This window comes from Ramlibacter sp., from assembly GCF_035627355.1.
In the GTDB taxonomy this organism is placed as follows: Bacteria; Pseudomonadota; Gammaproteobacteria; order Burkholderiales; family Burkholderiaceae_C; genus Ramlibacter.
The window spans coordinates 43,265-66,079 of sequence record NZ_DASPLW010000043.1 but is presented as its reverse complement, the minus strand read 5'-3'; the positions used below and the strand labels follow the sequence as shown (position 1 = coordinate 66,079).

Sequence of the window (22,815 nt, the reverse complement as noted above, 5' to 3'; positions counted from 1 at the left end):
AGGGGCCGCGATGGCCTTGGGTCACTTGCGCGCATGGGGCGTGATGCTAGCCAGCTCAGCCATTGGCGGCAAGCGCCACTCCAGCAGTTCCGCCAGCCGCCGGACCACCCAGCCCGCCTCGGCCGGCTGCACCGTGGACTCCGGCGCCGCCAGGCCGGCCAGGAGGGTCGCCAACACCTCCTCTTCCGGCGCGCCGGTCTTGAACTGCAGGGTGCTGGCCTGCTCGATGAGCATCTGCGCCAGGTCTTCGCACAGCTCGTAGCGGCGCCGCACCGTGTCCATCGGCTCCAGCAGGCGATGGCCCGACGGCGAGGCGTAGAGCGCCACGAACGAGGCCGGGACTTCGATCTGGTTGGGATCGTCCACGTCAGGGTGCCTCACCCGCGTTCGTCCGCGGCCTGCGCGGGCCGGTGCGCAAGGGCTCCAGCAGGTGGCGCAAGCCGTTGTGATCGAGCTCGTGCATCAGCGCGAGCAGCCGCCCCAGTTCGCCGCGCGGGAATCCCTCGCGCGCGAGCCAAGCCAGGTAGTTGCCCGGCAGGTCGGCCAGCGGCGTGCCCTTGTGCTTGCCGTAGGGCATCTCCGTGGCCAGCAGGCGTTGCAGGGGGTCCGACATGCGCGCCATTGTCGGCGACGCCGCGGCCCCCGCTCGTCAGTGGTGCGCCGCGGCTGCGCGGTTCGGCATCGTGAACATCTGCTGCCAGGCCTGGGCCATCGGCGCCGCCGCGTTCATGGCGGCTTCGACGACCTGGGCCGTCGCGTCGGCCGCGTTCGCGGCGACGGTTTCCTCGCGCGGCTGCGCGCGGGCGCTGGCCGTTGCCGTGGTCGCCTTGGCGCCGGCCAGCATCAGTTCCTGGAAGTAGCGCATTGCCTCCTGGTACTCGTAGGCCAGCAGGTTGGCCTGGATCGAAGCCAGCTCGAGCGGCGTGTCGGCGTTGCGCAGGTTCTCCGCGGCCTGCTGGCTCAGCAGGGCGCCGCGCTGGGCCATGTGCAGTTGCGCCTGTTGGATCGATTCGCCGGCGCGGAACAGCATGGCCATGGTGTCGGCCGCCCAGACCAGTTGCTGGCGCGCCATGTGCGCCCATGCGCCCGTGCCCGGCTGCTGGACGGCGCCGTCGGCGCCGTTGCCGGACATGGACTGCTGGGTGCGCTTCGAAGTGTTCGCCATCGTGTCCTCCATCGGATTGGCCGGCCACTGTAGGAGAGGCACGGCGAAAGCCCAAGGCTGGAAAAGAACTGTTGCCTGCCGGCGCTCGCCGTTTCCGCGCGACACTCCACTCGTCGTCTTCTCCTACGTCCTTCGGACGCCATCGATGCCAGAGCACCTGCCCAGCAGTCCCGCAGCCGATCGCAACAAGGAGCCGATCCTCGCGGTGCTGCGTCGCATCCTGGGCGGACACGGCGCAGCACTGGAGATCGCGTCGGGCACCGGCCAGCACGCGGCCTGGTTCGCGGCTGCCCTGCCCGGCTGGCGCTGGCAGCCCACGGAAGCCGACGCGGCCCTGCTGCCCGTGATCGAGGCCCGCGTCGCCAAGGCCGGGCTGGCCAACGTGCTGCCGCCGGTGCACCTCGACGTGATGGCGCCGCAATGGCCCTCGCCGGATGCGCCGTTCGCGCAGCGCTTCGACGCGATCTTCTGCGCCAACCTGCTGCACATCTCGCCCTGGGCGAGCTGCACGGCCCTGATGCGCGGCGCGGCACGGTATCTCGCACAGGACGGAACCCTGGTCACCTACGGCCCGTACTTCGAGGACGAGGTCCCGCCGGCGCCCAGCAACCTGGGCTTCGACCAGGACCTTCGCGCGCGCAACCGGTCCTGGGGCATTCGCCGGCTGGAAGACGTGGTGGCCGAGGCGCGCCGCGCCGGGCTCGACCTGCGCCAGCGGCATGCCATGCCGGCGAACAACCTGCTGCTCGAGTTCGGTATCGCCGACTGAATCGCCGAAGCCCCCATGCAGCAAGGAACGACCATCATGCCCAGGGCGGTCGCCGCGGTGCTCGGGTTGCTGGCCGCCTGCGCCTTCGCAGCCGACGGCTGGGAGGCGCTCGCGCGGCCGGGCGCCATCGTGCTGTTCCGCCATGCCACCGCGCCCGGCTTCGGCGATCCGCCCGGCTTCCGGCTGGGCGACTGCAGCAGCCAGCGCAACCTGGGCGAGCAGGGCCGCACCGAGGCACGGGCGATCGGCGAGCAGTTCCGCCGCCGCGGCATCGGGGTGGGGGCGGTCCTGTCCTCGCAGTGGTGCCGGTCCCGCGACACGGCCCGGCTGGCCTTCGGCGACCGCGTGCAGGAGGAGCCTGCGTTCAACTCCCTCTTCAGCCTGGGGCCGCAGCAGCGCGAAGCGCAGACCGACGCCGCGCGCCGGCTGCTGCGGCGTTGGAAAGGTCCCGGCGTGCTGGTGGTCGTGACGCACCAGGTCAACATCAGCGCCCTCACCGGCCAGGGCACCTCCTCCGGCGAAGGCGTGGTGGTGCAGCCCACGGCCGAGGGGCCGTTCCGGGTGCTCGGCACGATCCAGCCCTGATCCGGGCCCGTGCGCTCAGGTCGAGCGCTGCGCGAGCGAACGCATCCAGCCCGCGGCCACCTCCGCCAGGTCCTCGATCACCTCGGCATCGCTGCGTCCCGAGCGCGCCGGCACGTGGAACGAATGGTCCGCCTCCTCGACGACGTGCAGCGTGGCGCGCGGCCGGAGCCGCTCGACGGTCTGGCGCACCAGCGAGAGATCCGCCAGCGCATCCCGCGTGCCCTGCTGGAACAGCATGGGCAGCACCACCCGTTCGAGATGGGCGGCGCGCTCGGTGGACGGCTTGCCGGCGGGATGCAGCGGGAAACCGGCGAACACCAGTCCACGGACCTGCGGCAGGGGCTCGTCAGCCTGCGCCTGCGAGCTCATGCGCCCGCCGAAGGACTTGCCGCCGGCGAACAGGGCCACTCCGGGCAGCTGTTTCGCCGCTTCGGCCACGGCGGCACGCACGGCCATCTGCGCGACGGCGGGTCGGTCCGGCCGTTTGCTGCCCTGCTCCATGTACGGAAACTGGAAGCGCAGGACGGCGACGCCGCGCTCGCGCAACGCGGCGCCCAGCCGGGCCATGAACGGATGGGCCATCCCCGCGCCGGCGCCGTGGGCCAGGACGAGGCCGGCGAACGGTCCAGCCGGCCGGTCCAGCAAGGCGGAAACGCTGCCGCCCTCGGGCAGGGCGATACGGAGGGCATGCGTGGCGTGCTTCATGGGCAGGGGTCAGGGTAGCGACAATCCGGCGTCTTCGCTGCTTCCGGACTGGCCCATGACGACCCGACCCGACTCTTCCTGGCTGGTGCGCAGTGCGCCGGTGGCCGCGGCGCAGGCCGACGGGCGACCGGTCGTGGCGCTGGAGTCCACCATCATCGCGCACGGCATGCCCTGGCCGCAGAACGTGCGCACTGCACGCGAGGTCGAGGCGCTGATCCGCGACATGGGCGCCGAACCGGCAACCATCGCCGTGATGGACGGGCGCATCCGGATCGGCCTGGATGACGCCGAGCTGGAACGGCTGGGCCGCTCGGACCAGGTCCACAAGGTCAGCCGCCGCGACCTGCCCTTCGTGCTGGCCCAAGGCGGGCTGGGCGCCACCACGGTCGCCGGCACCATGATCTGTGCCGCGCTGGCCGGCATCGAGGTGTTCGTCACCGGCGGCATCGGCGGCGTGCACCGCGGCGCGCTGGAGACCTTCGACATCTCCGCGGACCTGCAGGAGCTGGCCCGCACCTCGGTGGCGGTGGTGTGTGCCGGTGCCAAGTCCATCCTCGACATCGGGCTAACGCTGGAGTACCTGGAAACGCATGGCGTGCCGGTGATCGCCTGCGGGCAGGACCACTTCGCCGCCTTCTACACGCGCAACAGCGGCCACCGGGCCGATTTCCGCATCGACGACGCGGCGGAACAGGCCCGCTTCATCCGCAGCAAGTGGGACCTGGGCCTGGCCGGCGGCGTGGTGCTCAGCGTGCCGGTGCCGGAAGCGGCGGCGATGCCGCAGCAGGAGATCGACGCCCTCACGCAGCAGGCGCTCGCGGAGGCACGCGCGCAGGGTGTCATCGGCAAGGCCGTCACGCCCTTCCTGCTCGCCCGGCTCGAAGCGCTGACCGGCGGGCGCAGCCTGGCCACCAACATCGCGCTGGTGAAGAACAACGCCGCGGCCGGCGCGCGCCTGGCGCTGGCGCTCGCCGGCACGTTGTCGCGGGCGTCCTGACCGCCGTCCCGCAGGCCCGGTCTCAGGGATTTCCACGAACGGCAAAGCCGCGCTGGCAGGCCAAGCTGCCGGGGCCTCCATGGCCTACGGAAGGAGACCCGCGATGCGATCGACCTGGTTCGCGCTGCCCCTGGCAGCCGCCGCCTGCCTGCCCGCGCAGGCGCAGGACGTGCTCTACGTGCGCAGCCTGGCCGCCACCTGTGCCGGCTGCCACGGCACCGACGGGCGCACGGTGCCCGGATCGGAAGTGCCGGCGATCGCCGGCATGCCGCGCGAGTACATGCTGCGGCAGCTCCAGGCCTTCCGCGACGGCACCCGCCCGGCCACCGTCATGCACCAGATCGCCAAGGGCTTCTCCGGGCAGCAACTGGAGCAGCTCGCCACTTACTTCGCCGCCACCAAGCCGTGAGGATCGCCATGCAACGACGACGCCTGCTCCAATCCGCCGCCGCAACGTCCCTGCTCGGCTTGGCCGGCTGCGCCTCCACCACCAGCCGCGTGCCCTCGCGCGCCCGCGTCGTCGTGGTGGGCGGCGGCTACGGCGGGGCCACGGCCGCCAAGTACGTGCGACTGCTGTCGGACTACCGCATCGACGTGGTGCTGGTCGAGCCGAACGCCCGCTTCGTGTCCTGCCCGCTGTCCAACCTGGTCATAGGCGGCAGCCGTCGCATGGCCGACATCACGACGCCCTACGACTCCTTGTCCCGCCGCCACGGCGTGCAGTTGGTGCGCGACCAGGCCAGCGCCGTCGACACCCGCCGCAAGACCGTCACCCTGGCCGGCGGTGCCGTGATCGGCTACGACAAGCTGGTGGTCTCGCCCGGGGTCGACCTGCAGCTCGGCGCCATCGAGGGCCTGCAGGCCGCGAACATCTCCGGCCAGGTGCTGCACGCCTGGAAGGCGGGGCCCGAGACGGCGGCTCTGCGGCGCCAGCTCGAAGCCATGCCCGACGGCGGCGTTTACGCGATCACCGTGCCGGAGCAGCCCTACCGCTGCCCGCCCGGCCCCTACGAGCGCGCCTGCCAGGTCGCCTGGTACTTCAAGCAGGCCAAGCCGCGCAGCAAGGTGCTGGTGCTGGATGCGAATCCGGACGTGACCTCCAAGGGCGCGCTGTTCAAGAAAGTCTGGGCCGAGCAGTACAAGGGCATCCTCGAGTACCGGCCGCAGCACACCGTGGTGGCGGTCGACGCGCGCCAGGGCCTGCTGAAATTCGAGGTGCAGGACGACGTGCGCGCGCAGGTGCTGAACGTGCTGCCGCCGATGCGCGCCGGCGCCATCGCGGTGCAGGCAGGACTGAACAACCTGGCGAACCACCGCTGGTGCGGGGTGGACTGGCTCACCTTCGAGTCGACGGTCGCGCCCGACGTGCACGTGCTGGGCGATGCGGTCCAGATCGCGCCCGGCATGCCCAAGAGCGGCCACATGGCCAATGCGCATGCCAAGGTGGCGGCCGCGGCCATCGTCGCGCGCCTGTCCGGCCGGGAGCCGAACCCGGCGCCCATGCTCACCAACACCTGCTACAGCTACGTCGACGACCGGCGGGTGATCCACGTGGCCAGCGTGCACGCGTACTCGAGCGCGCAGAAGACCTTCCTCCCCGTGCCGGGCGCCGGCGGCCTGAGCCCGGCCCCCAGCACGCAGGAAGGCGTCTACGCCTGGAACTGGGCGCAGAACATCTGGGCCGACACGGTGGGCTGAGGCCAGCCCCCACCCCTGCGCGAGCGGCCATGCCCACCTCGGCCGCACGGCCATTCTTGACCGCGCTTTAACATGCACACAGAATGCATCTTAAGAACCCAGCGGCACCATGAAGCGATCCCCCGCCCTCGTCCCCCTCTCGCGCGAGCACCACGAAGCGCTGGTGCTGGCGCGGCGGGCCTGCGATCCTGAGCGGCCCGGCGCGGCGCCCCAGGATGTGCGTGAGCACGTGCTGAGCAGTTGGACCGGGCGCATCGAGTCTCACTTCCGCCAGGAAGAGCAGGCCCTGCTGCCCGCCCTGGCCGAGGCCGGCGCCGGCGCCGACGCCGAAGAAGGGCTGCGGCAGCACCACACGATCCGGCGCCTGGTCGGCGAACTGCAGGCCGGCGGCACCGCCAGCCTGCCGGCCTGGGGCGAGGCCATGCGCGCCCACGTCCAGTGGGAGGAACGCCACCTGTTCCCGCTGGACGAACGCCTGCTGGACCTGGCCAGCCTCTCTCCTGCGCTCGAGCGCGCACCGCAAGGAGCCACCCCATGACGGAACTGGCCATCCACGACACCCACGCCGGCTGCGCCCCCTGCGCGCTGGAGGACTACGGCGGCTGCGAAGCCGCGGCCCGCACCCGCCTGACGGTGCGGCGCGGCGCCGTGCTGTTCCGCCAGAACGACCCGTTCCGCGCCTTCATGGCCGTGCGCCGCGGCTCCTTCAAGTCCGTGGCCGTGGCCCCGGACGGCCGCGAGCAGGTGCTGGCCTTCGTGATGGCCGGCGACGTGCTCGGCCTGGACGGCTTCGGCCACTCGCGCTACGCGAGCAGCGCCATCGCGCTGGAGGATTCCGAAGTGCTGGTGCTCGACTACGGCACCGCGGGCAGCGCCGGCGGGCCGGCCCTGCACCACGCCATGGCGCGCATCCTCAGCCGCGAGTTGCTGCGCGACTACAAGCTCAAGGTGCTGCTCGCCAGCATGAACGCCGAGCAGAAGCTGGCGTCCTTCCTGCTGAACATGTCGCGCCGCCTGCAGGACCGCGGCGGCTGCCCCGGCGACCTGTCGCTGCGCATGACGCGCACCGACATCGCCAGCTACCTCGGCCTGTCGCTGGAGACGGTCTGCCGCACGCTCACCTCGCTGCACCGGCGGCGGGTGCTGCAGGTCGACGGGCGCCACCTGCGCCTGCTGGACCGGCGCGCGCTGCTGCGGCAATTCGGGCGCGACGAGTAGCCCGCTTCTGCAAACTCAGTGCCGGGTCGCCTGCGCGGCGGCCATGATCGCACCGACGTTGGCCGGCGCGAAGAACGCTGCCGGCGAGATCGTGCCGGCGTTCGCCCGCACGAAATCGTCGGTCGCGGCCTGGTTCCCGTGGATCGCGCGGAACAGCTCCTGCATCGGCTGCGGCGGCGGCTCCAGCGTCGCCAGCTCGCAGGTGAACTCGTACATGGGCAGCGCGTTGCGGTCGCGGGCCTGCTGGTAGTCGCCCATCGCTTCGTCGAACGGACGGCCCGCGCCCAGTACCTCGTCCACGGCCTGCGCACAGCGCTCCGCATCGTGGAAGGCGTTGGTGATGCCCTGCGCCGTGATCGGGTCCTTGTTGTAGCCGGCATCGCCGACCAGCGCCCAGCCCGGTCCGAAGGGCTTGCGGAACCAGTTGGGCACCGACGCCCCGAAGAAGCGGGCCTCGCGGCGCGCGCCGTGCACCCGTTCGGCGAACGCGGGCGACAGCGCCAACGTCTCGAGGTAGTGGCCTTCGATGTCGTCCTTGTTGGCATCCATCTCCGCGTGCGGCCACCCGGCGATGACCAGGGTCAGGCCGTCGTGCGTGGGCACGGCGGCGAACCCGCGGTGCGGCCGGATCCAGGTCTCGAAGCGCCCGTCCATGGGCAGGTTGCTCCAGTACGTGTAGTAGGCTGCCAGCAGCGGCGGCTTCTCGTTGTAGGTGGGCGGGCGAAGCGCGGCGGCCAGGCGCGAATGGCGGCCGTCGGCGCCGATGACGATGCTCGCCCGCTCGGTGACCGGCGTGCCGGACCGGTCGTGGCCCTTCACGCCGACGACCCGCTCGCCCTCCAGGACGAGTTCGTCCACCAGGAAGCCTTCGCGCAACTCGGCACCGGCCTCCACGGCCGCGTCGACCAGCAGCTTGTCGAGCACGGTGCGCCGCGGGCAGTACGCCACCGGCGACTCGGCCGTGCCGGGCGAACCTGCCAGCGTGAACGGCCCGAAGTCGTAGGCGTAGGTGGCCACGGGCGGACAGCCGGTCGCCTGCAGCCGCTCGAGCAGCCCCCAGCGCGCGAGCGCGGCAACCCCCAGCGGGTGCACGACGTGCGTCGAGACGGTGTCGCTCGGGAAATGCGCACGGTCGAGCAGCAGGACCCGGTAGCCCCTGCGCGCCAGGAGCATGGCGGTGGGCGAGCCCGCGCAGCGGGCGCCCACGACGATCGCATCGAAGGTGTGGCTCATGTGCTGCCTTTCAGCCGCGAAGGAGGCGGCGTGGATGGAGGGCTGCAGGCTAGTTCCGGCCGCGCCGCCAGGGAAGCCACGCCGGGCGAAATGGACTATTTCCGGGCCGGAAACACGGTGGCACGATGGCCGGCGTGGACCCTTTGCTCGACATGCAGGTGTTCGTGCGCGTGGCCCAGCTGGCGCGCTTCGCCGCCGCGGCCCGCGAGCTGCAGCTGTCACCGGCCGCAGTGACCAAGCACGTGAACGCGCTGGAAGCGCGGATCGGCGCGCGCCTGTTCGACCGCACCACCCGGCAGGTCGCGCTCACCGAAGCCGGGCGGGTGTACCTGGAGCGCTGCCTCGAATGCCTGCACGCCTTCGAGGACGCACAGGCCTCCATCGGCGAGCTGGCCGCCCGGCCCACCGGCCTGCTGCGCGTCACCGCACCGATCGACTTCGGCGAGAACCTGGCGCCGGTGCTCGCCGGGCTGATGGACTCGCATCCCGAGCTGGTGGTCGACCTGCGCCTGTCCAACCGCGTGGTCGACCTGGTCGAGGAAGGCGTGGACGTGGGCGTGCGCGTGGCGCGCTCGCTGGACGGCACCTACGTCGCGCGGCCGCTGGCCCGCTCGCGGCTGGCCGTGATGGGCGCGCCGGCCTACTTCCGGCGCTACGGCCGGCCGCAACGGCCCGAGGACCTGGCTCAGCACCGCTGCTTCGCCTTCACCGAGCCGCGGCCCATGCAGGAGCTGGCCTTCACCCGCGCCGGCCAGGAAACGCGCGTGAAGCTGAACGTGGTCATGCTGTCCAACAACGGCGAGGCGCTGATGACCGCGATGCGGCGCGGCGTCGGCCTGGTCGTCGCGCCCAGCTTCATGGCGCGCAACGACCTGGAAGCCGGGCAGGTGCAGCCGCTGCTGACCGAGTGGTCACTGCCCGGGTTCTGCGTGTATGCGGTCTATCCGCACCGCCGCTACCTGCTGCCCAAGGTGCGCGTGTTCCTGGATGCGCTGGCAGCGGCCTTCGGCGACGGCAGCCGCGATCCGTGGTGGCCGGAGCCAGGCGCCGATGCACCCGTTGCCCGGCGGCGGCCGGCGCAGCATCCGCGGCCCGGCACGCGACGTGCCCGGACCGCCTGAGCCGACCTTGCCCGACGCGCCTTCAGGCCGCCTTGCGGGCCGCAGCCTTCTTCCTTTGCGCCCCCGTCTCGCGCTCGCGCGCGAACTTCATCAGGTCGCTCTCGTGCGTGCAGGCGCCCAGCACGCGAGCCAGCTGCCGGCTGGTGCTGGTGTAGGTGTGGCCCATGCGGCTGTCGAAGTAGAGCGAGTCGCCCTTGGCCAGCTTCACGGAGCGGCCGTTCTCGAAGTGCACCTCGACCGAGCCACTGAGCACGTAGACGAATTCCTCGCCTTCGTGCCGGTCGAAGTCCTGCGGCCCCTGCACCGTGCGCGCATGTACCGTGCCCAGGATGGGGCTCATCTGCTTGCCGGCCGCCTGCGTCGCCAGGAACTCGTAGCTGAAAGCCAGCCCGCGGTAGGTGACGCCCTCGCCGGCCCGCGTGACCACCGGGCCCTGCAGCTGCCCCACCTCGCCGCCGGCTTCGGAGAACAGCGTGCCGATGTCGATGCGGAGCGCCTTGGCCAGCGCCGAGAAGTTCTCGTAGCCCAGGGCGAGCTGGCCGCGCTCGGCACGCGAGATGGTGGGGATGGACACGCCCGAGCGTTCGGCCACTTCGGCCAGCGTCCAGCCGAACTTCTTGCGGGCGCTGCGCAGGCGCCGGCCGAAGGTCTCCCGGTCCAGCGTGTGGTGCTGGGCGGCAGCTGCGGGCGCTTTCCTGGCGACAGGCATGGGATCCTTCCGTGGAGGTGCCGCATTTTGCGTCCATGCAAACGAATGCGCCAGCGTTCCACTGGGAAATTGCGGCAGCGGTGCGACACGGTTTGCATATACGCAAATTCCTGATTACCATCGCCGGCCATGTCGAACCAGGCCGATTTCCTCGTCGTCGGAGCCGGCATCGCCGCCGCTTCCGTGGGCTACTTCCTGGCCCCGCACGGCCGGGTCGTCCTGCTGGAGCGCGAGGCGCAGCCCGGCTACCACTCCACCGGCCGCTCGGCCGCGCTGTTCATGGAGAGCTACGGCACGCCGCAGGTGCGCGCCCTCACCATGGCCAGCCGCGCCTTCCTCGAAAACCCTCCGGACGGGTTCACCGAGCATCCCGTGCTCGGCGCGCGCGGCGCCATGATGGTCGCCACCCACGGCGAGGAGGCGGAGCTGCAGGCGCACTGGGACGTGCTGCGCGCGCTGTCGCCCAACGGTCGCTTGCTCGACGCAGGCGGAGCTTGCGAGCTGACACCGGTGCTGCGGCGCGACAAGCTGGTCGGCGCGGTGTACGAACCCGACGCCGTCGACATGGATGTGCACGCCATCCACCAGGGCTTCCTGCGCGGGATCCGCCGCGCCGGCGGGCGCATCGTCACCGACGCCGAGGTCACCGCCCTGCAGCGCGTCGGCGGGCAGTGGCAGGTCACGGCCGGCGGCCAGCTCTGGCAGGCACCGGTGGTGCTGAACGCGGCCGGCGCCTGGGCCGACGAAGTCGGCCGCCTGGCCGGCGCCCGCGCCATCGGCCTGCAGCCGCGCCGCCGCTCCGCTTTCATCTTCGCGCCGCCGCCGGACACCCACGCGGCCGGCTGGCCGATGACGGCGGGCGTGAGCGAGGACTGGTACATCAAGCCCGACGCCGGCATGCTGCTCGGCTCCCCGGCCAACGTCGACCCGGTGCCGCCGCACGACGTGCAACCCGAGGAGCTGGATATCGCGATCGCGATCGACCGCATCCAGCAGATGACCACGCTCACCATCCGCCGCCCCACCCGCACCTGGGCCGGCCTGCGCTCCTTCGTGCCCGACGGCGACCTGGTCGGCGGCTGGGACGCGCAGGCGCCCGGCTTCTTCTGGGTGGCGGCCCAGGGCGGCTACGGCATCCAGACCTCGCCCGCCATGGGCGAAGCCTGCGCGGCTTTGGCACGGGGCCTGCCGCTGCCCGGGCGAATCGCCGGCTTCGGCCTGACGCAGGCCATGCTGTCCCCGGCCCGCCTGCACGCCACCGCCAACCCCTAGCCCGGAGCACCAGCCCATGCGCGTCTTCAGCGGCGGCCTCGCCACCGAAACCAACACCTTCGGCCCCATGCCCACCGGCATGGCCTCGTTCAAGGACCGCGGCTACTTCGCCGCCGGCCAGCACCCGGACCACATGTTCTTCTTCGCCGGCCCGCTGTGGGCGGCGCGCCTGCGCGGCAAGGAAAACGGCTGGGACCTGGTCGAGGGCATGGTGGCCGGCGCACAGCCGAGCGGCACCACCACCCGCGCCACCTACGAGGCGCTGCGCGACGAGCTGCTGGACGACCTGCGCAAGGCGCTGCCGGTCGACATGGTGCTGCTGGGCCTTCACGGCGCCATGGTGGCCGACGGCTACGATGACTGCGAAGGCGACCTGCTCCGTCGCGTGCGCGAGATCGTCGGCCCCGGCGTCGTGGTCGGCGCCGAGCTGGACCCGCACAACCACCTCAGCGCCGCCATGGTCGGGAACGCCGACGTGCTGGTCGCCTTCAAGGAGTACCCGCACACCGACGTGCTGGAGCGCGCGCTCGAGCTGGTGGACCTGTGCGCCGCCAAGGTGCGCGGCGAGATCGCGCCGGTGGCCGCGATGGTCGACTGCGACATGATCGTCACCATGCACACCTCGCGCGACCCGGCGCGGGCCTTCGTCGACCGAATCCAGTCGCTGGAGGGCCAGGACCGCGTGCTGTCGATCTCCGTCACCCACGGCTTCGCCTGGGGCGACGTGCCGGACATGGGCACCAAGGTGCTGGTCTATGCCGACGGCAACGCGGCCAAGGCGCAGCAGCTGGCGCGGCAACTCGCCGACGAGCTGATCGGCCTGCGCGAAGCGCTGACGGTGCGCTATCCCGGGATCGACGAGGCGCTGGACGAGGCGCTCGCCTTCGACGGCGCCCCGGTGGTGATCTCCGACGGCGCAGACAACCCCGGTGGCGGCGCGGCCAGCGACGCCACCTTCATCCTGCAGCGCCTGGTCGAGCGTGGCATCCGCAACGCCGCCATCGGCCCGTTCTGGGACCCGGTCGCGGCCCGCATCGCCATCGAGGCAGGCGAAGGCGCGCGCCTGGACCTGCGCATCGGCGGCAAGGTCAGCCCGATGTCGGGCCCTCCGCTGGATCTGGCCTGCACGGTCAAGGCGGTGCGCCACGAACACATGCAGACCGGCCTGTCGAACACGCCGACCGCCATGGGCGACTGCGCGCTGGTGGAGCACGAGGGCATCGAGATCCTGCTGTGCTCGATCCGCAACCAGGCCATGGGCAGCGACCTGTTCACCGGCATCGGCTGCGACCTCGCCGCGAAGAAGCTCATCGTGGTGAAGTCCTCGCAGCACTTCCACGCCTCGTACTCGAAGATCGGGCGGCACGTGATCTACGCCGCCGCACCGGGCTCGGTGACGCTGGACCTGAGCACCCTGCCCTACCGCAAGGTCCGCCGCCCCAAGTGGCCGCTGGACGCCTGAACCAACCCCTTTCCTTCCACCCACGACCGGAGACACGCTGATGCAACGACGAACCCTGGCCGCCCTTGCCGCGCTGCTGCTCGGCACCACGCTGGCCGCCACCAGCCCCGCCGCGCTGGCGCAGAACAAGACGCTGAAGGTGGTGGCGCACGCCGACGTGAAGATCCTCGACCCGAGCTTCACCACGGCCTACATCTCGCGCAACTTCGGCTACATGGTCTACGACATGCCCTTCGGCCTGGACGCCAAGGGCCAGCCCCGGCCGCAGATGGTGGACAAGTACACCACCTCCAAGGACGGCAAGACCTGGACCTTCACCCTGCGGCCCAACCTGAAGTTCTCCGACGGCTCGCCGGTGACCTCGGCCGACGTCGTGGCCTCGATGCAGCGCTGGACGGCCAAGGACAGCATGGGCCGCGCCATGACGGCGCTGTCGGCCGCCGAATGGAAGGCGACCGACGACAAGACCTTCACGCTCACGCTGAAGGAGCCCTTCGGCATGGTGCTGGAAGCCATGTCCAAGCCCTCGGGCTTCCCGCCCGTGGTGATGCCCGAGCGGCTGGCCAAGCAGCCCACCACCAAGCCGATCGCCGAGGTGCTGGGTTCCGGCCCCTTCATGTTCAAGCGCGACGAGTGGGTGCCGGGCAACAAGGTGGTGTTCGTGCGCAACCCGCACTACGTGCCCCGCAGCGATGCGCCCAACGGCCTGGCCGGCAGCAAGAAGCCGAACTTCGACCGCGTCGAGTGGCTGTACATCCCCGACGCCAACAGCGCGATCGCCGCACTGCGCAAGGGCGAGGTCGACCTCGTCGAGCAGGTGCCGCCCGACTACATCAATGCGCTGCGCGGCGACAGCAACGTCAAGCTGATGCCCTCGGGCGCCTGGCAGGGCTTTCTGGTGATGAACCAGCTGCACCCGCCCTTCGACAACCCCAAGGTGCGGCAGGCCGTGCTCAAGGCGGTCGACCAGGACAAGTTCATGGCCGCCATGGGCTACCCCAAGGACCTGCGCGTGACCAACTGCGCCACCTTCTTCATCTGCGGCGGCCGCAACGAGACCTTCGCCGGCGCCGAGCCCTGGCGCACGCCCGACGTGGCCAAGGCCAGGCAGCTGCTGGCCGAGGCGGGCTACAAGGGCGAGAAGGTGGTGCTGCTGGTGCCCAGCGACATCACCTACCTGAATGCCGAGGCGCTGATGGCCGCGCAGACCCTGCGCAGCATCGGCATGAACGTGGACATGCAGACCTCCGACTGGGCCACCATCGGTGCCCGGCGCGCCAAGCGCGACGCGCCGGACAAGGGCGGCTGGAACATGTACGTGACGGTGGCCGGCAGCTTCGACGCCGACTCGCCGGTGACCAACGCCTACCTCAGCGCCAACTGCGGCACCAGCCTGCCCGGCTGGCCCTGCGACAAGCCGCTGGACGAGCTGCGCACCGCCTGGCTGAAGGAAACCGATGCGGCCAAGCGCAAGCAGCTGCTGGACCGCTTCCACGCCCGCGCCTTCGAGGCCCTGCCGTACATCAGCGCCGGCCAGTACTCGCCGGCGATGGCGGTGCGCGCCGACATCAAGGGCGTGGACAAGCTCTGGGGCGGCCTGCCGCTGGTCTGGAACCTGGACCGGTAAGCCGCAAGCGCAATGGGCTATCTCCTGCGGCGCCTGGCCGCCACGCTGCCGGTAATGGGCGTGGTGGCCGTGGTGGTCTTCCTGCTGATCCACCTGTCGCCCGGCGATCCGGCCGCGCTGATCGCCGGCGACTTCGCCACCGAGGAGGACATCGCCCAGCTGCGCACCGCCCTCGGCCTGGACCAGCCGCTGTGGCAGCAGTTCGCCGGCTGGCTGGGCCGCATCCTCACCGGCGACCTGGGCACCTCGATCTTCACCCAGGTGCCCGTGACCACCCTGCTCGGCCAGCGTCTGGAGCCCACGCTCTCGATCGCGGTGCTGACCATGGCCGTCGCCGTGCTCGTGTCGGTGCCGCTGGGCACGCTGGCGGCGCACCGCGCCGGCACCTGGATCGACCGGCTGGTGATGGTGTTCGCCGTGCTGGCGTTCTCGGTGCCGGTGTTCCTGATCGGCTACCTGCTGATCTACGGCTTCGCCATCGAGCTCGGCTGGTTCCCGGTGCAGGGCTACACGCCGCTGGCCGACGGCGTCGGTCCCTGGCTGCGCAGCCTGGTGCTGCCCTGCCTGAACCTGGCGCTGCTGTACATGGCGCTGCTCACGCGGATGACCCGCGCCACCGTGCTGGAGGTGCTGCAGGAGGACTACATCCGCACCGCCCGCGCCAAGGGGCTGGGCGTGATGCCGGTGCTGGTGCACGCGCTGCGCAATGCGGCGATCCCGATCGCCACCACGGTGGGCGTCGGCATCGCGCTGCTGATCGGCGGCGTGGTGGTGACCGAGACCGTGTTCGCCATCCCCGGCGTCGGCCGGCTGGTGATCGATTCCGTGCAGCGCCACGACTACCCGGTGATCCAGAGCGTGCTGCTGCTGTCGGCCGGCGTGTACGTGCTGATCAACCTGCTGATCGACCTGAGCTACCGCCTGTTCGATCCACGCATCCGCTACTGACGAAGCCGCCCGCATGAGCGCCGTCCTGTCCCCCCGAGAAGAAGCCCCGGCCGAGGAAGCACCGTTCGTGCGCCCTCGCTTCCGCTGGCTGCGCAAGAACCCGACGCTGCTGCTGGGCGCGGTGCTGCTGCTGGTGGTGGCGGCGATCGCCTTCGCCGCGCCTTGGCTGGCCACCCACGACCCGCAGGCCATCGATCCGCTGGCGCGCCTGCAGCCGCGCTCGGCCGAGCACTGGTTCGGCACCGACGCGCTGGGTCGCGACGTCTACAGCCGGGCCATGTGGGGCAGCCGCATCTCGATGATCGTCGGCCTGGCAGTGGCGGTGCTCGCCTCCGCCCTGGGCGTGCTGCTGGGCCTGGTGGCCGGCTTCGTGCGCTGGGCCGACGGCCCCATCATGCGGGTGATGGACGGCCTGATGGCCATCCCCGGCATCCTGTTGGCCATCGCCCTGATGGCGGTGACCCGGGCCAGCCTCACCACCGTGATCGTGGCCATCACCGTGCCGGAGATCCCGCGCGTGGTGCGGCTGGTGCGCTCGCTGGCGCTCACGCTGCGCGAGCAGCTGTTCGTGGAGGCGGCGCATGCCGTGGGCACTCGCCTGCCGGTCATCCTGTGGCGCCACGTGCTGCCCAACATGGTGGCGCCGCTGGTTGTGCAGGCCACCTTCGTGGCGGCCTCGGCGGTGCTCATCGAGGCCTCGCTGTCCTTCCTGGGCGTGGGCGTGCCGGCCCAGACGCCGAGCTGGGGCAACATGATGGCCGAGGGGCGCAACACCGTCGCCGTGGCCTTCCACATCATCCTGTACCCCGGCCTGCTGCTGGCTATCACCGTGCTGGCGATCAACATGCTGGGCGACGGCCTGCGCGACGTGCTCGACCCCCGCCTGGCGAGGCAGCTATGACCCCGGATCCGAACGCGCCGCTGCTGCAGGTGGACGGCCTGCGCACCCACTTCGACACCCTGGCCGGCCGCGTGCGCTCGGTCGACGGTGTCTCCTTCACCGTGAACGCCGGCGAGACGCTGGGCATCGTCGGCGAGTCCGGCTGCGGCAAGAGCGTCACCGCGCTGTCCATCCTGCGCCTGGTGCCCACGCCACCCGGCCGCCACGCCGGCGCCGTGCGCTACCGCGGGGTCGACCTGCTGGCCCTGTCGGAGCCGCAGATGCGCCGCATCCGCGGCAACCGTATCTCGATGATCTTCCAGGAGCCCATGACCTCGCTGAACCCGGTCATGACCGTGGGCGCACAGATCGCCGAGAGCGTGCGCCAGCACCAGCGCGTCAGCCGCGCGGAGGCGATGGCGCGTGCGGTGGAGATGATCCGGCTGGTGCAGATCCCCGAGCCGGCGCGGCGCGCCAACGAGTACCCGCACCAGCTGTCCGGCGGCATGCGCCAGCGCGTGATGATCGCGCTGGCCCTGGCCTGCCGGCCCGAACTGCTGATCGCCGACGAGCCCACCACCGCGCTGGACGTGACCATCCAGGCCCAGATCCTGGACCTGGTCAAGCGGCTGCAGCAGGAGCTGGGCATGGGCGTCATCATGATCACGCATGACCTGGGCGTGGTCGCCGAGAGCTGCGACCGGGTGGTCGTGATGTACGCCGGCCGCAAGGTGGAGGAAGCCCCGGTGGTGGAACTGTTCGACCGCCCGCTGCACCCCTACACCCGCGCCCTGATGGCCTCGATGCCGGCGATGAACACCCGCGCCGCGCGCCTGACCGAGATCCCCGGCATGGTGCCCTCGCCGCACGAACTGGGCGCCGGCTGCGCGTTCGCGGCGCGCTGCACCTTCGCGCGCGAGCAGTGCCGCCAGGCCATGCCGGCCCTGGCTGACCAGGGCGGCGGCCACGCAGTCGCCTGCTTCGCCGTGGACGAAACCGCCGCCCACCCGGCGCTGCAGGGAGAGCCCGCATGAGCGCCGTTCCAACGACGACGGCGACGCCGCCGCTGCTGGCGGTGGAGAACCTGCGCAAGCACTACAGCGCGCCGCGGCAATGGCTGCGCAAGGCCCGGCCGCCGGTGCAGGCAGTGGACGACGTGTCCTTCACGGTCGCCAAGGGCGAGACCCTGTCGCTGGTGGGCGAGTCGGGCTGCGGCAAGACGACCACCGCCAAGTCGGTGCTGCGGCTGGTGGAGCCGACCGCCGGCTCGGTCAGGCTGGAAGGCGAGGAACTGCTGGCGCTGTCGCCGGAGCAGATGCGGCAGCGCCGGCGCGACCTGCAGATCATCTTCCAGGACCCCTACGCCTCGCTCAATCCGCGCCTGAAGGCGGGCGACATCGTGGCCGAGCCGCTGCGCAACTTCGGCGGCATGACCGCGGCCGAGCGCGCCGAGCGGGTGCAGTGGCTGTTCGCGCGGGTCGGCCTGCGGCCGGACGCCGCCAGCCGCTTCCCGCACGAATTCTCCGGCGGGCAACGCCAGCGCCTGGGCATCGCCCGCGCGCTGGCGCTCAATCCCAAGCTGATCGTCTGCGACGAGCCGGTATCGGCGCTGGACGTCTCGGTGCAGGCGCAGGTGGTCAACCTGCTGATGGACCTGCAGGCCGAGTTCGGCATCGCCTACCTGTTCGTGGCGCACGACCTGGCGGTGGTGCGCCACATCAGCCATCGCGTCGCCGTGATGTACCTGGGCCACGTGGTGGAGGTGGCCGACCGCGACACGCTGTTCGCCGCACCGCGCCACCCCTACACCGAGATCCTGCTGTCCGCCGCGCCGGTGCCGAACCCGCGCACGCCGGCCAGGCGCATCCTGCTGCAGGGCGATCCACCCAGCCCGGCCAACCCGCCGTCCGGGTGCCGCTTCCATACCCGCTGCCCGCTGGCGCAGGCGGTCTGCCGCGAGCAGCGCCCGGCGCTGACCCCGCGCGACGGCGACGGGACGCACCAAGTGGCCTGCCACCTCCGTTGAAGGAATTCTCATGAGCCAGATCTACGACCTGATCCTGCGCGGCGGCACCGTCATCGACGGCACCAAGGCGCCGCGCTTCGAGGCCGACGTGGCCGTGCAGGACGGCCGCATCGCCGCCGTCGGCGACCTGGCCGGCGCGGGCGCCGCCCGCGAGATCGACGCCCGCGGGCTGGTCGTGGCGCCCGGTTTCATCGACTCGCACACGCACGACGACCAGGCCGTGCTGTCGCAGGCCGACATGAGCTTCAAGGTCTCGCAGGGCGTGACCACGGTGGTCACCGGCAACTGCGGCATCAGCGCCGCGCCGCTGAAAGCGGACATGGAGCTGCCGATGCCGCTCAACCTGCTGGATGCCCCCGCGGCGCAGCGCTTCACCCGCTTCGCCGACTACCTGGACGCGCTGCGGCGCACGCCCTCGACCGTCAACGTCGCGCCGCTGGTGGGCCACTCGACCCTGCGCGCCGTGACCATGGGCTCGCTGGACCGCGCGGCCACGCCCGCGGAGGTGAAGGCCATGCAGGGCCTGCTCGAGGAGGCGCTGGATGCCGGCGCACTGGGCCTGTCCACCGGCACCTTCTATCCGCCGGCGGCCAAGGCGACGACCGAGGAGATCGTCGAGGTCGGGCGCCCGCTCAGCGCACGCAAGGCGCTGTACGTCACCCACATGCGAGACGAGGCCGCCAGGGTGATGGAGGCGCTGGAGGAGACCTTCCGCATCGGCCGCGAGCTCGCGATCCCGGTGGTGGTGTCGCACCACAAGGTGCAGAACCGGCCCAACTTCGGCATGTCGCGCACCACCCTGCCCTTCATCCGCGAGACCATGCAGAAGCAGGCGGTGTGCCTGGACTGCTACCCGTACACCGCCGGCTCCACCATGATCCGCACCGACCGCGGCATGCTCGACGGCCGGGTGCTGATCGCGTCCAGCGAGCCCCACCCCGAGTGCGCCGGCCGCGACCTGGCCGACATCGCGCGCGAGTGGGGCGTGGACGACAGCGAGGCCGCGCGCCGCCTGCAGCCCGGCACCGCGATCTACTTCCTGATGGACGAGGACGACGTGCAGCGCATCCTCGCGTTCGACGAGACCATGGTCGGCTCCGACGGCATCCCGCTGGGCGAGAAGCCGCACCCGCGCTTGTGGGGCACCTTCCCGCGCGTGCTGGGCCACTACAGCCGGGACGTCGCGCTGTTCCCGCTGGAGACCGCGGTGTGGAAGATGACCGGCCTGACCGCCCGCAACTTCGGGCTGGCGGGCCGCGGCCGCATCGCCGTCGGCCAGCACGCCGACCTGGCCGTGTTCGATGCCGCCACCATCCGCGACGCCGCCACCTACGACGAGCCCACCCGGCCGGCCGAAGGCATCCACTGCGTGATCGTCAACGGCGCGGTGGCCTGGGAACAAGGCCGGCACACCGGCGCACGCAGCGGCGCCGTGATCACCCGAGCTTCCCGCTAGAAAGACCCGAGAAACCCATGTCCGCCATCACCCGCTACCCCTCGCCCCTGCCCGTTCCCTTCTCCAAGGCCGTCCGTGCCGGCGGCTTCCTGTTCCTGTCGGGCGTCCTGGCCATGGATGCCAACGCCAACATCGTCGAGGGCGACGTGCAGGTGCAGACCCGCATCGTGCTGGAGCGCATCGCCGCCACCCTGGCCGAAGTCGGCGCCGGCATGGGCCAGGTGGTCAAGGCCACGATCTGGCTGGCCGACCTGGACGACTTCGCCGCCTTCAACCAGGAGTACGCCAAGCACTTCCCCGACGGCCTGCCTAGCCGTTCCTGCGTGCAGGCGACCCTGTACAAGGGCGCGCGGGTCGAGATCGAAGTGCAGGCCTGGGTCGGCTGACCCGCGTCGGGGTCCTTCGCGCCTGCAACCAGCGGTTGCACTTGCCGGCGGCGATCGTCACTAGAGTGGCCGCTGGCATATGACGACGAAGGATTCCGACATGAACCAGGACTTCCAGGGCAAGGTCGCGCTGGTCACGGGCGCCGGCTCCGGCATCGGCCGGGCCGCCGCGCTGGCGTTGGCCGCACGGGGCGCGCAGGTGGTGGTCAACGACCTGAAGGCCGAGCCGGCGCAGCAGGTCGTGGACGAGATCGCCCAGGCCGGCGGCCGAGCGATCGCGTTCGCGGGCAACGTCGGCAAGCCCGAGGACGTCGAGGCCTCCGTGGGCGTCGCCGTGAAGCACTTCGGTGCGCTGCACCTGGCCTTCAACAACGCGGGCATCGGCGGCCCGCTGGGCCTGCTGGCCGACATCGACATCCAGGCCTACCGCCAGCTCATGGACGTGAACCTGCATTCCGTGTTCTACGGGATGCGCTACGAGATCCCGGCGATGCTGAAGGCGGGCGGGGGCGCCATCGTCAACATGTCGTCCATCCTGGGCGTGGTGGGCGATGCCAGCGCCGGGCCCTACGTGGCGGCCAAGCACGGCGTGGCGGGCATGACCAAGGCGGCCGCGCTCGGCTATGCCGACAAGGGCATCCGCATCAATTCCATCCACCCGGGCTACGTCGACACGCCGTTGCTGCAGGACCTGCCCAAGGAAGCCTACGATGGGCTGGTCGGCCTGCACCCGATGGGGCGCCTGGGCCGGCCGGAGGAAGTGACGGGGCTGGTGCTGTTCCTGCTGTCCGACGAGGCGAGCTTCATCACCGGCTCGCAGCACCTGGTGGACGGCGGCTACACGGCCCGCTGATCGGGCTCCGGCGGCCACTCGCAGGCGCCGGCGTGCGTCACCGCCCCCAGGTGCGCCGGACCGACCAGCCGCGCGTATTTCTGCAGAACGCCGGCCAGGCGGGCCGGCTCGCGCGCCTGCCACGCCGCGCGGCGAGCCGCCAGTTCGGCCTGGTCCAGCGCCACCGCCAGCGTGCCGGCCTCGGCGTCGATCTCGATGCGGTCGCCGTCGCGCAATAGTGCAATCGGCCCGCCCAGTGCCGCTTCAGGACCGGCGTAACCGATGCACATCCCGCGGGTCGCACCGGAGAAGCGGCCGTCGGTCAGCAGCGCCACCTGCTCGCCCATGCCCTGCCCGTACACGGCGGCCGTCACCGACAGCATCTCGCGCATGCCGGGGCCGCCGCGCGGGCCTTCGTTGCGGATCACCAGCACCTCGCCGGCGCGGTAAGCGCGGGCGCTGACGGCCCGCATCGCGTCCTCTTCGCTCTCGAACACGCGCGCCGGGCCGGCGAAGCGCAGGGACTTCAAGCCGGCGATCTTCAGCAGCGCACCGTCGGGCGCCAGGTTGCCCTTGAGCACCACCACGCCGCCGCTTGGGTGCAGGGCCTGGTCGCAGCCGTGCACGACCTCGCCGTCGACGGCGACGCCGGCCAGCGCTTCGCGCAGCGTGCCGCCGTCCATCGTCAGGACCTCGCCGTGCACGAAGCCGCCGTCCAGCAGCGACTTGAGCACTGCCGGCACGCCACCCGCCTCGTGCAGGTCGCGCGCCAGGTAGGGGCCGCCCGGGCTCATGGCGGCGATCAGCGGCGTGCGCCGGAACACCTCGCCCACGTCCTCGAGCGTGAAGCGCAGGCCGGCCTCGTGCGCGATCGCCGGCAGGTGCAGGGCCGCATTGGTCGACCCGCCCGTGGCCGCCACCGCCGCGCAGGCGTTCTCCAGGCTCTGGCGCGTGACCAGGTCGCGCGGGCGCGGGCCGCCCTCGGCCAGCAGGCGCACCACGCGCTCGCCGGTGCGCTGCGCCAGCGCGAGCCGTTCGCTGTACACCGCCGGCAGCATGGCCGAGCCCAGTGGCGACAGGCCGAGCGCCTCGCCCACCATGGCCATGGTGTTGGCGGTGAACTGGCCGGCGCAGGATCCGACCGTCGGCAGGCAGCTGCGCTCGACCTGGACCAGCCGCGCTTCGTCCATGGCGCCGGTCTGCACCCGGCCCACGCCCTCGATCGCGTCGAGGACGGTCAGATCGCGGCCGCCCAGCCGCCCGGGCAGGGCGGCGCCGCCGTAGAGGAAGGCGCCGGGCACGTTCAGCCGCACCAGCGCCATCATCAGCGCGGGCAGCGTCTTGTCGCAGCCGCCGAAGGCGACCAGCGCGTCGTAGGCATGGGCGCGCACCACCAGCTCGACGCTGTCGGCGATCCATTCGCGCGAGACCAGGCTCATGCGCATGCCGGCGTGGTTCATCGAAGTGCCGTCCGACACCGACACGGTGGTGAACGGCACCGGCACGCCGCCGCCGGCCGCGACGCCCAGGCGCGCGCGGTCGGCCTGCGGCGCCAGGCTCATGGAACAGGGCGTGTTCTCGCCGTGGGTGCTGACGATGCCGACGAAGGGCCGCGCCAGCGTGCGGTCGTCGAGCCCGGTCGCGCGCAGGAAGGCACGGTGCGGCGTGCGGGTGAGGCCGGTGACGACGGCGCTGGATCGGGGTTTGGGCAGGCTCATGGCAGTTC

At 71.6% G+C, this 22,815-nt stretch carries 25 protein-coding genes; 18 read left to right on the top strand and 7 right to left on the bottom strand.

Features of this window, described 5'->3' with window-relative positions; translation table 11 throughout:
- Positions 1-21: 21 nt before the first annotated feature.
- From VEC03_RS11290 to VEC03_RS11280, 3 genes are read right to left on the bottom strand one after another with little or no spacing between them, the layout of a single operon-like run.
- Complete coding sequence (locus tag VEC03_RS11290; protein WP_324915265.1) at positions 22-366, bottom strand: hypothetical protein; 345 nt, start codon at positions 364-366, stop codon at positions 22-24.
- A 1-nt stretch (position 367) separates the two neighbouring features.
- On the bottom strand, positions 368-613 hold the full coding sequence (locus tag VEC03_RS11285; protein ID WP_324915264.1) for a DUF3820 family protein: 246 nt from the start codon (positions 611-613) through the stop codon (positions 368-370).
- A gap of 36 nt (positions 614-649) precedes the next feature.
- Entirely contained in the window at positions 650-1,165 is a 516-nt protein-coding gene (locus VEC03_RS11280; RefSeq protein WP_324915263.1) for a hypothetical protein, read from the bottom strand.
- Between the two features lie 145 nt (positions 1,166-1,310).
- Between VEC03_RS11280 and VEC03_RS11275 the strand changes: the two genes are divergently transcribed.
- Together VEC03_RS11275 and VEC03_RS11270 are read left to right on the top strand one after the other, a co-directional pair.
- The gene (locus tag VEC03_RS11275; RefSeq protein ID WP_324915261.1) at positions 1,311-1,934 is read left to right on the top strand and encodes a DUF938 domain-containing protein; all 624 of its coding nucleotides are present in this window, start codon (positions 1,311-1,313) and stop codon (positions 1,932-1,934) included.
- A gap of 15 nt (positions 1,935-1,949) precedes the next feature.
- On the top strand, positions 1,950-2,519 hold the full coding sequence (locus VEC03_RS11270; RefSeq protein ID WP_324915260.1) for a histidine phosphatase family protein: 570 nt from the start codon (positions 1,950-1,952) through the stop codon (positions 2,517-2,519).
- A gap of 15 nt (positions 2,520-2,534) precedes the next feature.
- On the opposite strand, the gene VEC03_RS11265 is transcribed toward VEC03_RS11270, so the two are convergent.
- Complete coding sequence (locus VEC03_RS11265) at positions 2,535-3,224, bottom strand: alpha/beta family hydrolase (protein WP_324915259.1); 690 nt, start codon at positions 3,222-3,224, stop codon at positions 2,535-2,537.
- A gap of 55 nt (positions 3,225-3,279) precedes the next feature.
- On the opposite strand from VEC03_RS11265, the gene VEC03_RS11260 reads away from it, so the two are divergent.
- The 5 genes from VEC03_RS11260 (at position 3,280) to VEC03_RS11240 (ending at position 7,137) form a co-directional block, all read left to right on the top strand.
- Positions 3,280-4,221, top strand: coding sequence for a pseudouridine-5'-phosphate glycosidase (locus VEC03_RS11260; protein WP_324915258.1), 942 nt, complete (start codon positions 3,280-3,282; stop codon positions 4,219-4,221).
- A 103-nt stretch (positions 4,222-4,324) separates the two neighbouring features.
- Entirely contained in the window at positions 4,325-4,630 is a 306-nt protein-coding gene (locus tag VEC03_RS11255; RefSeq protein ID WP_324915256.1) for a c-type cytochrome, read from the top strand.
- Between the two features lie 8 nt (positions 4,631-4,638).
- A complete protein-coding gene (locus VEC03_RS11250; protein ID WP_324915255.1) occupies positions 4,639-5,919 on the top strand; it encodes an NAD(P)/FAD-dependent oxidoreductase in 1,281 nt (426 codons plus the stop codon).
- A gap of 109 nt (positions 5,920-6,028) precedes the next feature.
- A complete protein-coding gene (locus tag VEC03_RS11245; protein WP_324915253.1) occupies positions 6,029-6,457 on the top strand; it encodes a hemerythrin domain-containing protein in 429 nt (142 codons plus the stop codon).
- Positions 6,454-7,137, top strand: a complete 684-nt coding sequence (locus VEC03_RS11240) for a cyclic nucleotide-binding domain-containing protein (RefSeq protein ID WP_324915252.1) — start codon at positions 6,454-6,456, stop codon at positions 7,135-7,137. Before VEC03_RS11245 ends, VEC03_RS11240 begins: the two co-directional genes overlap by 4 nt.
- 15 nt (positions 7,138-7,152) lie before the next feature.
- On the opposite strand, the gene VEC03_RS11235 is transcribed toward VEC03_RS11240, so the two are convergent.
- Positions 7,153-8,370, bottom strand: coding sequence for an NAD(P)/FAD-dependent oxidoreductase (locus VEC03_RS11235; RefSeq protein ID WP_324915251.1), 1,218 nt, complete (start codon positions 8,368-8,370; stop codon positions 7,153-7,155).
- Between the two features lie 134 nt (positions 8,371-8,504).
- Between VEC03_RS11235 and VEC03_RS11230 the strand changes: the two genes are divergently transcribed.
- Positions 8,505-9,491: a LysR family transcriptional regulator gene (locus VEC03_RS11230; protein WP_324915249.1), complete on the top strand. Its 987-nt coding sequence runs from the start codon at positions 8,505-8,507 to the stop codon at positions 9,489-9,491.
- A gap of 22 nt (positions 9,492-9,513) precedes the next feature.
- On the opposite strand, the gene VEC03_RS11225 is transcribed toward VEC03_RS11230, so the two are convergent.
- Positions 9,514-10,200 (bottom strand): XRE family transcriptional regulator, encoded by a 687-nt coding sequence (locus tag VEC03_RS11225; RefSeq protein WP_324915248.1) that lies wholly within the window; start codon positions 10,198-10,200, stop codon positions 9,514-9,516.
- A gap of 129 nt (positions 10,201-10,329) precedes the next feature.
- Here VEC03_RS11225 and VEC03_RS11220 point away from each other — a divergent pair, with 129 nt between their 5' ends.
- The 10 genes from VEC03_RS11220 (at position 10,330) to VEC03_RS11175 (ending at position 21,110) form a co-directional block, all read left to right on the top strand.
- Positions 10,330-11,472: an FAD-dependent oxidoreductase gene (locus tag VEC03_RS11220; protein ID WP_324915246.1), complete on the top strand. Its 1,143-nt coding sequence runs from the start codon at positions 10,330-10,332 to the stop codon at positions 11,470-11,472.
- A 16-nt stretch (positions 11,473-11,488) separates the two neighbouring features.
- On the top strand, positions 11,489-12,934 hold the full coding sequence (locus VEC03_RS11215) for a M81 family metallopeptidase (RefSeq protein WP_324915245.1): 1,446 nt from the start codon (positions 11,489-11,491) through the stop codon (positions 12,932-12,934).
- A gap of 40 nt (positions 12,935-12,974) precedes the next feature.
- The gene (locus tag VEC03_RS11210) at positions 12,975-14,561 is read left to right on the top strand and encodes an ABC transporter substrate-binding protein (protein ID WP_324915244.1); all 1,587 of its coding nucleotides are present in this window, start codon (positions 12,975-12,977) and stop codon (positions 14,559-14,561) included.
- A gap of 12 nt (positions 14,562-14,573) precedes the next feature.
- Positions 14,574-15,509 carry an ABC transporter permease gene (locus tag VEC03_RS11205; RefSeq protein ID WP_324915243.1) on the top strand — a complete coding sequence of 312 codons (936 nt, stop codon included), beginning with the start codon at positions 14,574-14,576 and terminating at the stop codon, positions 15,507-15,509.
- A gap of 13 nt (positions 15,510-15,522) precedes the next feature.
- A complete protein-coding gene (locus VEC03_RS11200) occupies positions 15,523-16,410 on the top strand; it encodes an ABC transporter permease (RefSeq protein WP_324915242.1) in 888 nt (295 codons plus the stop codon).
- The gene (locus VEC03_RS11195; RefSeq protein WP_324915240.1) at positions 16,407-17,423 is read left to right on the top strand and encodes an ABC transporter ATP-binding protein; all 1,017 of its coding nucleotides are present in this window, start codon (positions 16,407-16,409) and stop codon (positions 17,421-17,423) included. The genes VEC03_RS11200 and VEC03_RS11195 overlap by 4 nt, the downstream gene beginning before the upstream one ends.
- Positions 17,420-18,415 (top strand): dipeptide ABC transporter ATP-binding protein, encoded by a 996-nt coding sequence (locus VEC03_RS11190; protein WP_324915239.1) that lies wholly within the window; start codon positions 17,420-17,422, stop codon positions 18,413-18,415. The genes VEC03_RS11195 and VEC03_RS11190 overlap by 4 nt, the downstream gene beginning before the upstream one ends.
- 10 nt (positions 18,416-18,425) lie before the next feature.
- Positions 18,426-19,871, top strand: a complete 1,446-nt coding sequence (locus tag VEC03_RS11185) for a D-aminoacylase (protein ID WP_324915238.1) — start codon at positions 18,426-18,428, stop codon at positions 19,869-19,871.
- Positions 19,872-19,888: 17 nt separating this feature from the next.
- On the top strand, positions 19,889-20,257 hold the full coding sequence (locus tag VEC03_RS11180) for a RidA family protein (protein WP_324915237.1): 369 nt from the start codon (positions 19,889-19,891) through the stop codon (positions 20,255-20,257).
- 100 nt (positions 20,258-20,357) lie between these two features.
- Positions 20,358-21,110, top strand: coding sequence for a glucose 1-dehydrogenase (locus VEC03_RS11175; RefSeq protein ID WP_324915235.1), 753 nt, complete (start codon positions 20,358-20,360; stop codon positions 21,108-21,110).
- Here the strand turns inward: VEC03_RS11175 and ilvD are convergent.
- Positions 21,095-22,807, bottom strand: a complete 1,713-nt coding sequence (ilvD, locus tag VEC03_RS11170; RefSeq protein ID WP_324915233.1) for a dihydroxy-acid dehydratase — start codon at positions 22,805-22,807, stop codon at positions 21,095-21,097. The genes VEC03_RS11175 and ilvD overlap by 16 nt on opposite strands.
- Between the last annotated feature and the right edge of the window lie 8 nt (positions 22,808-22,815).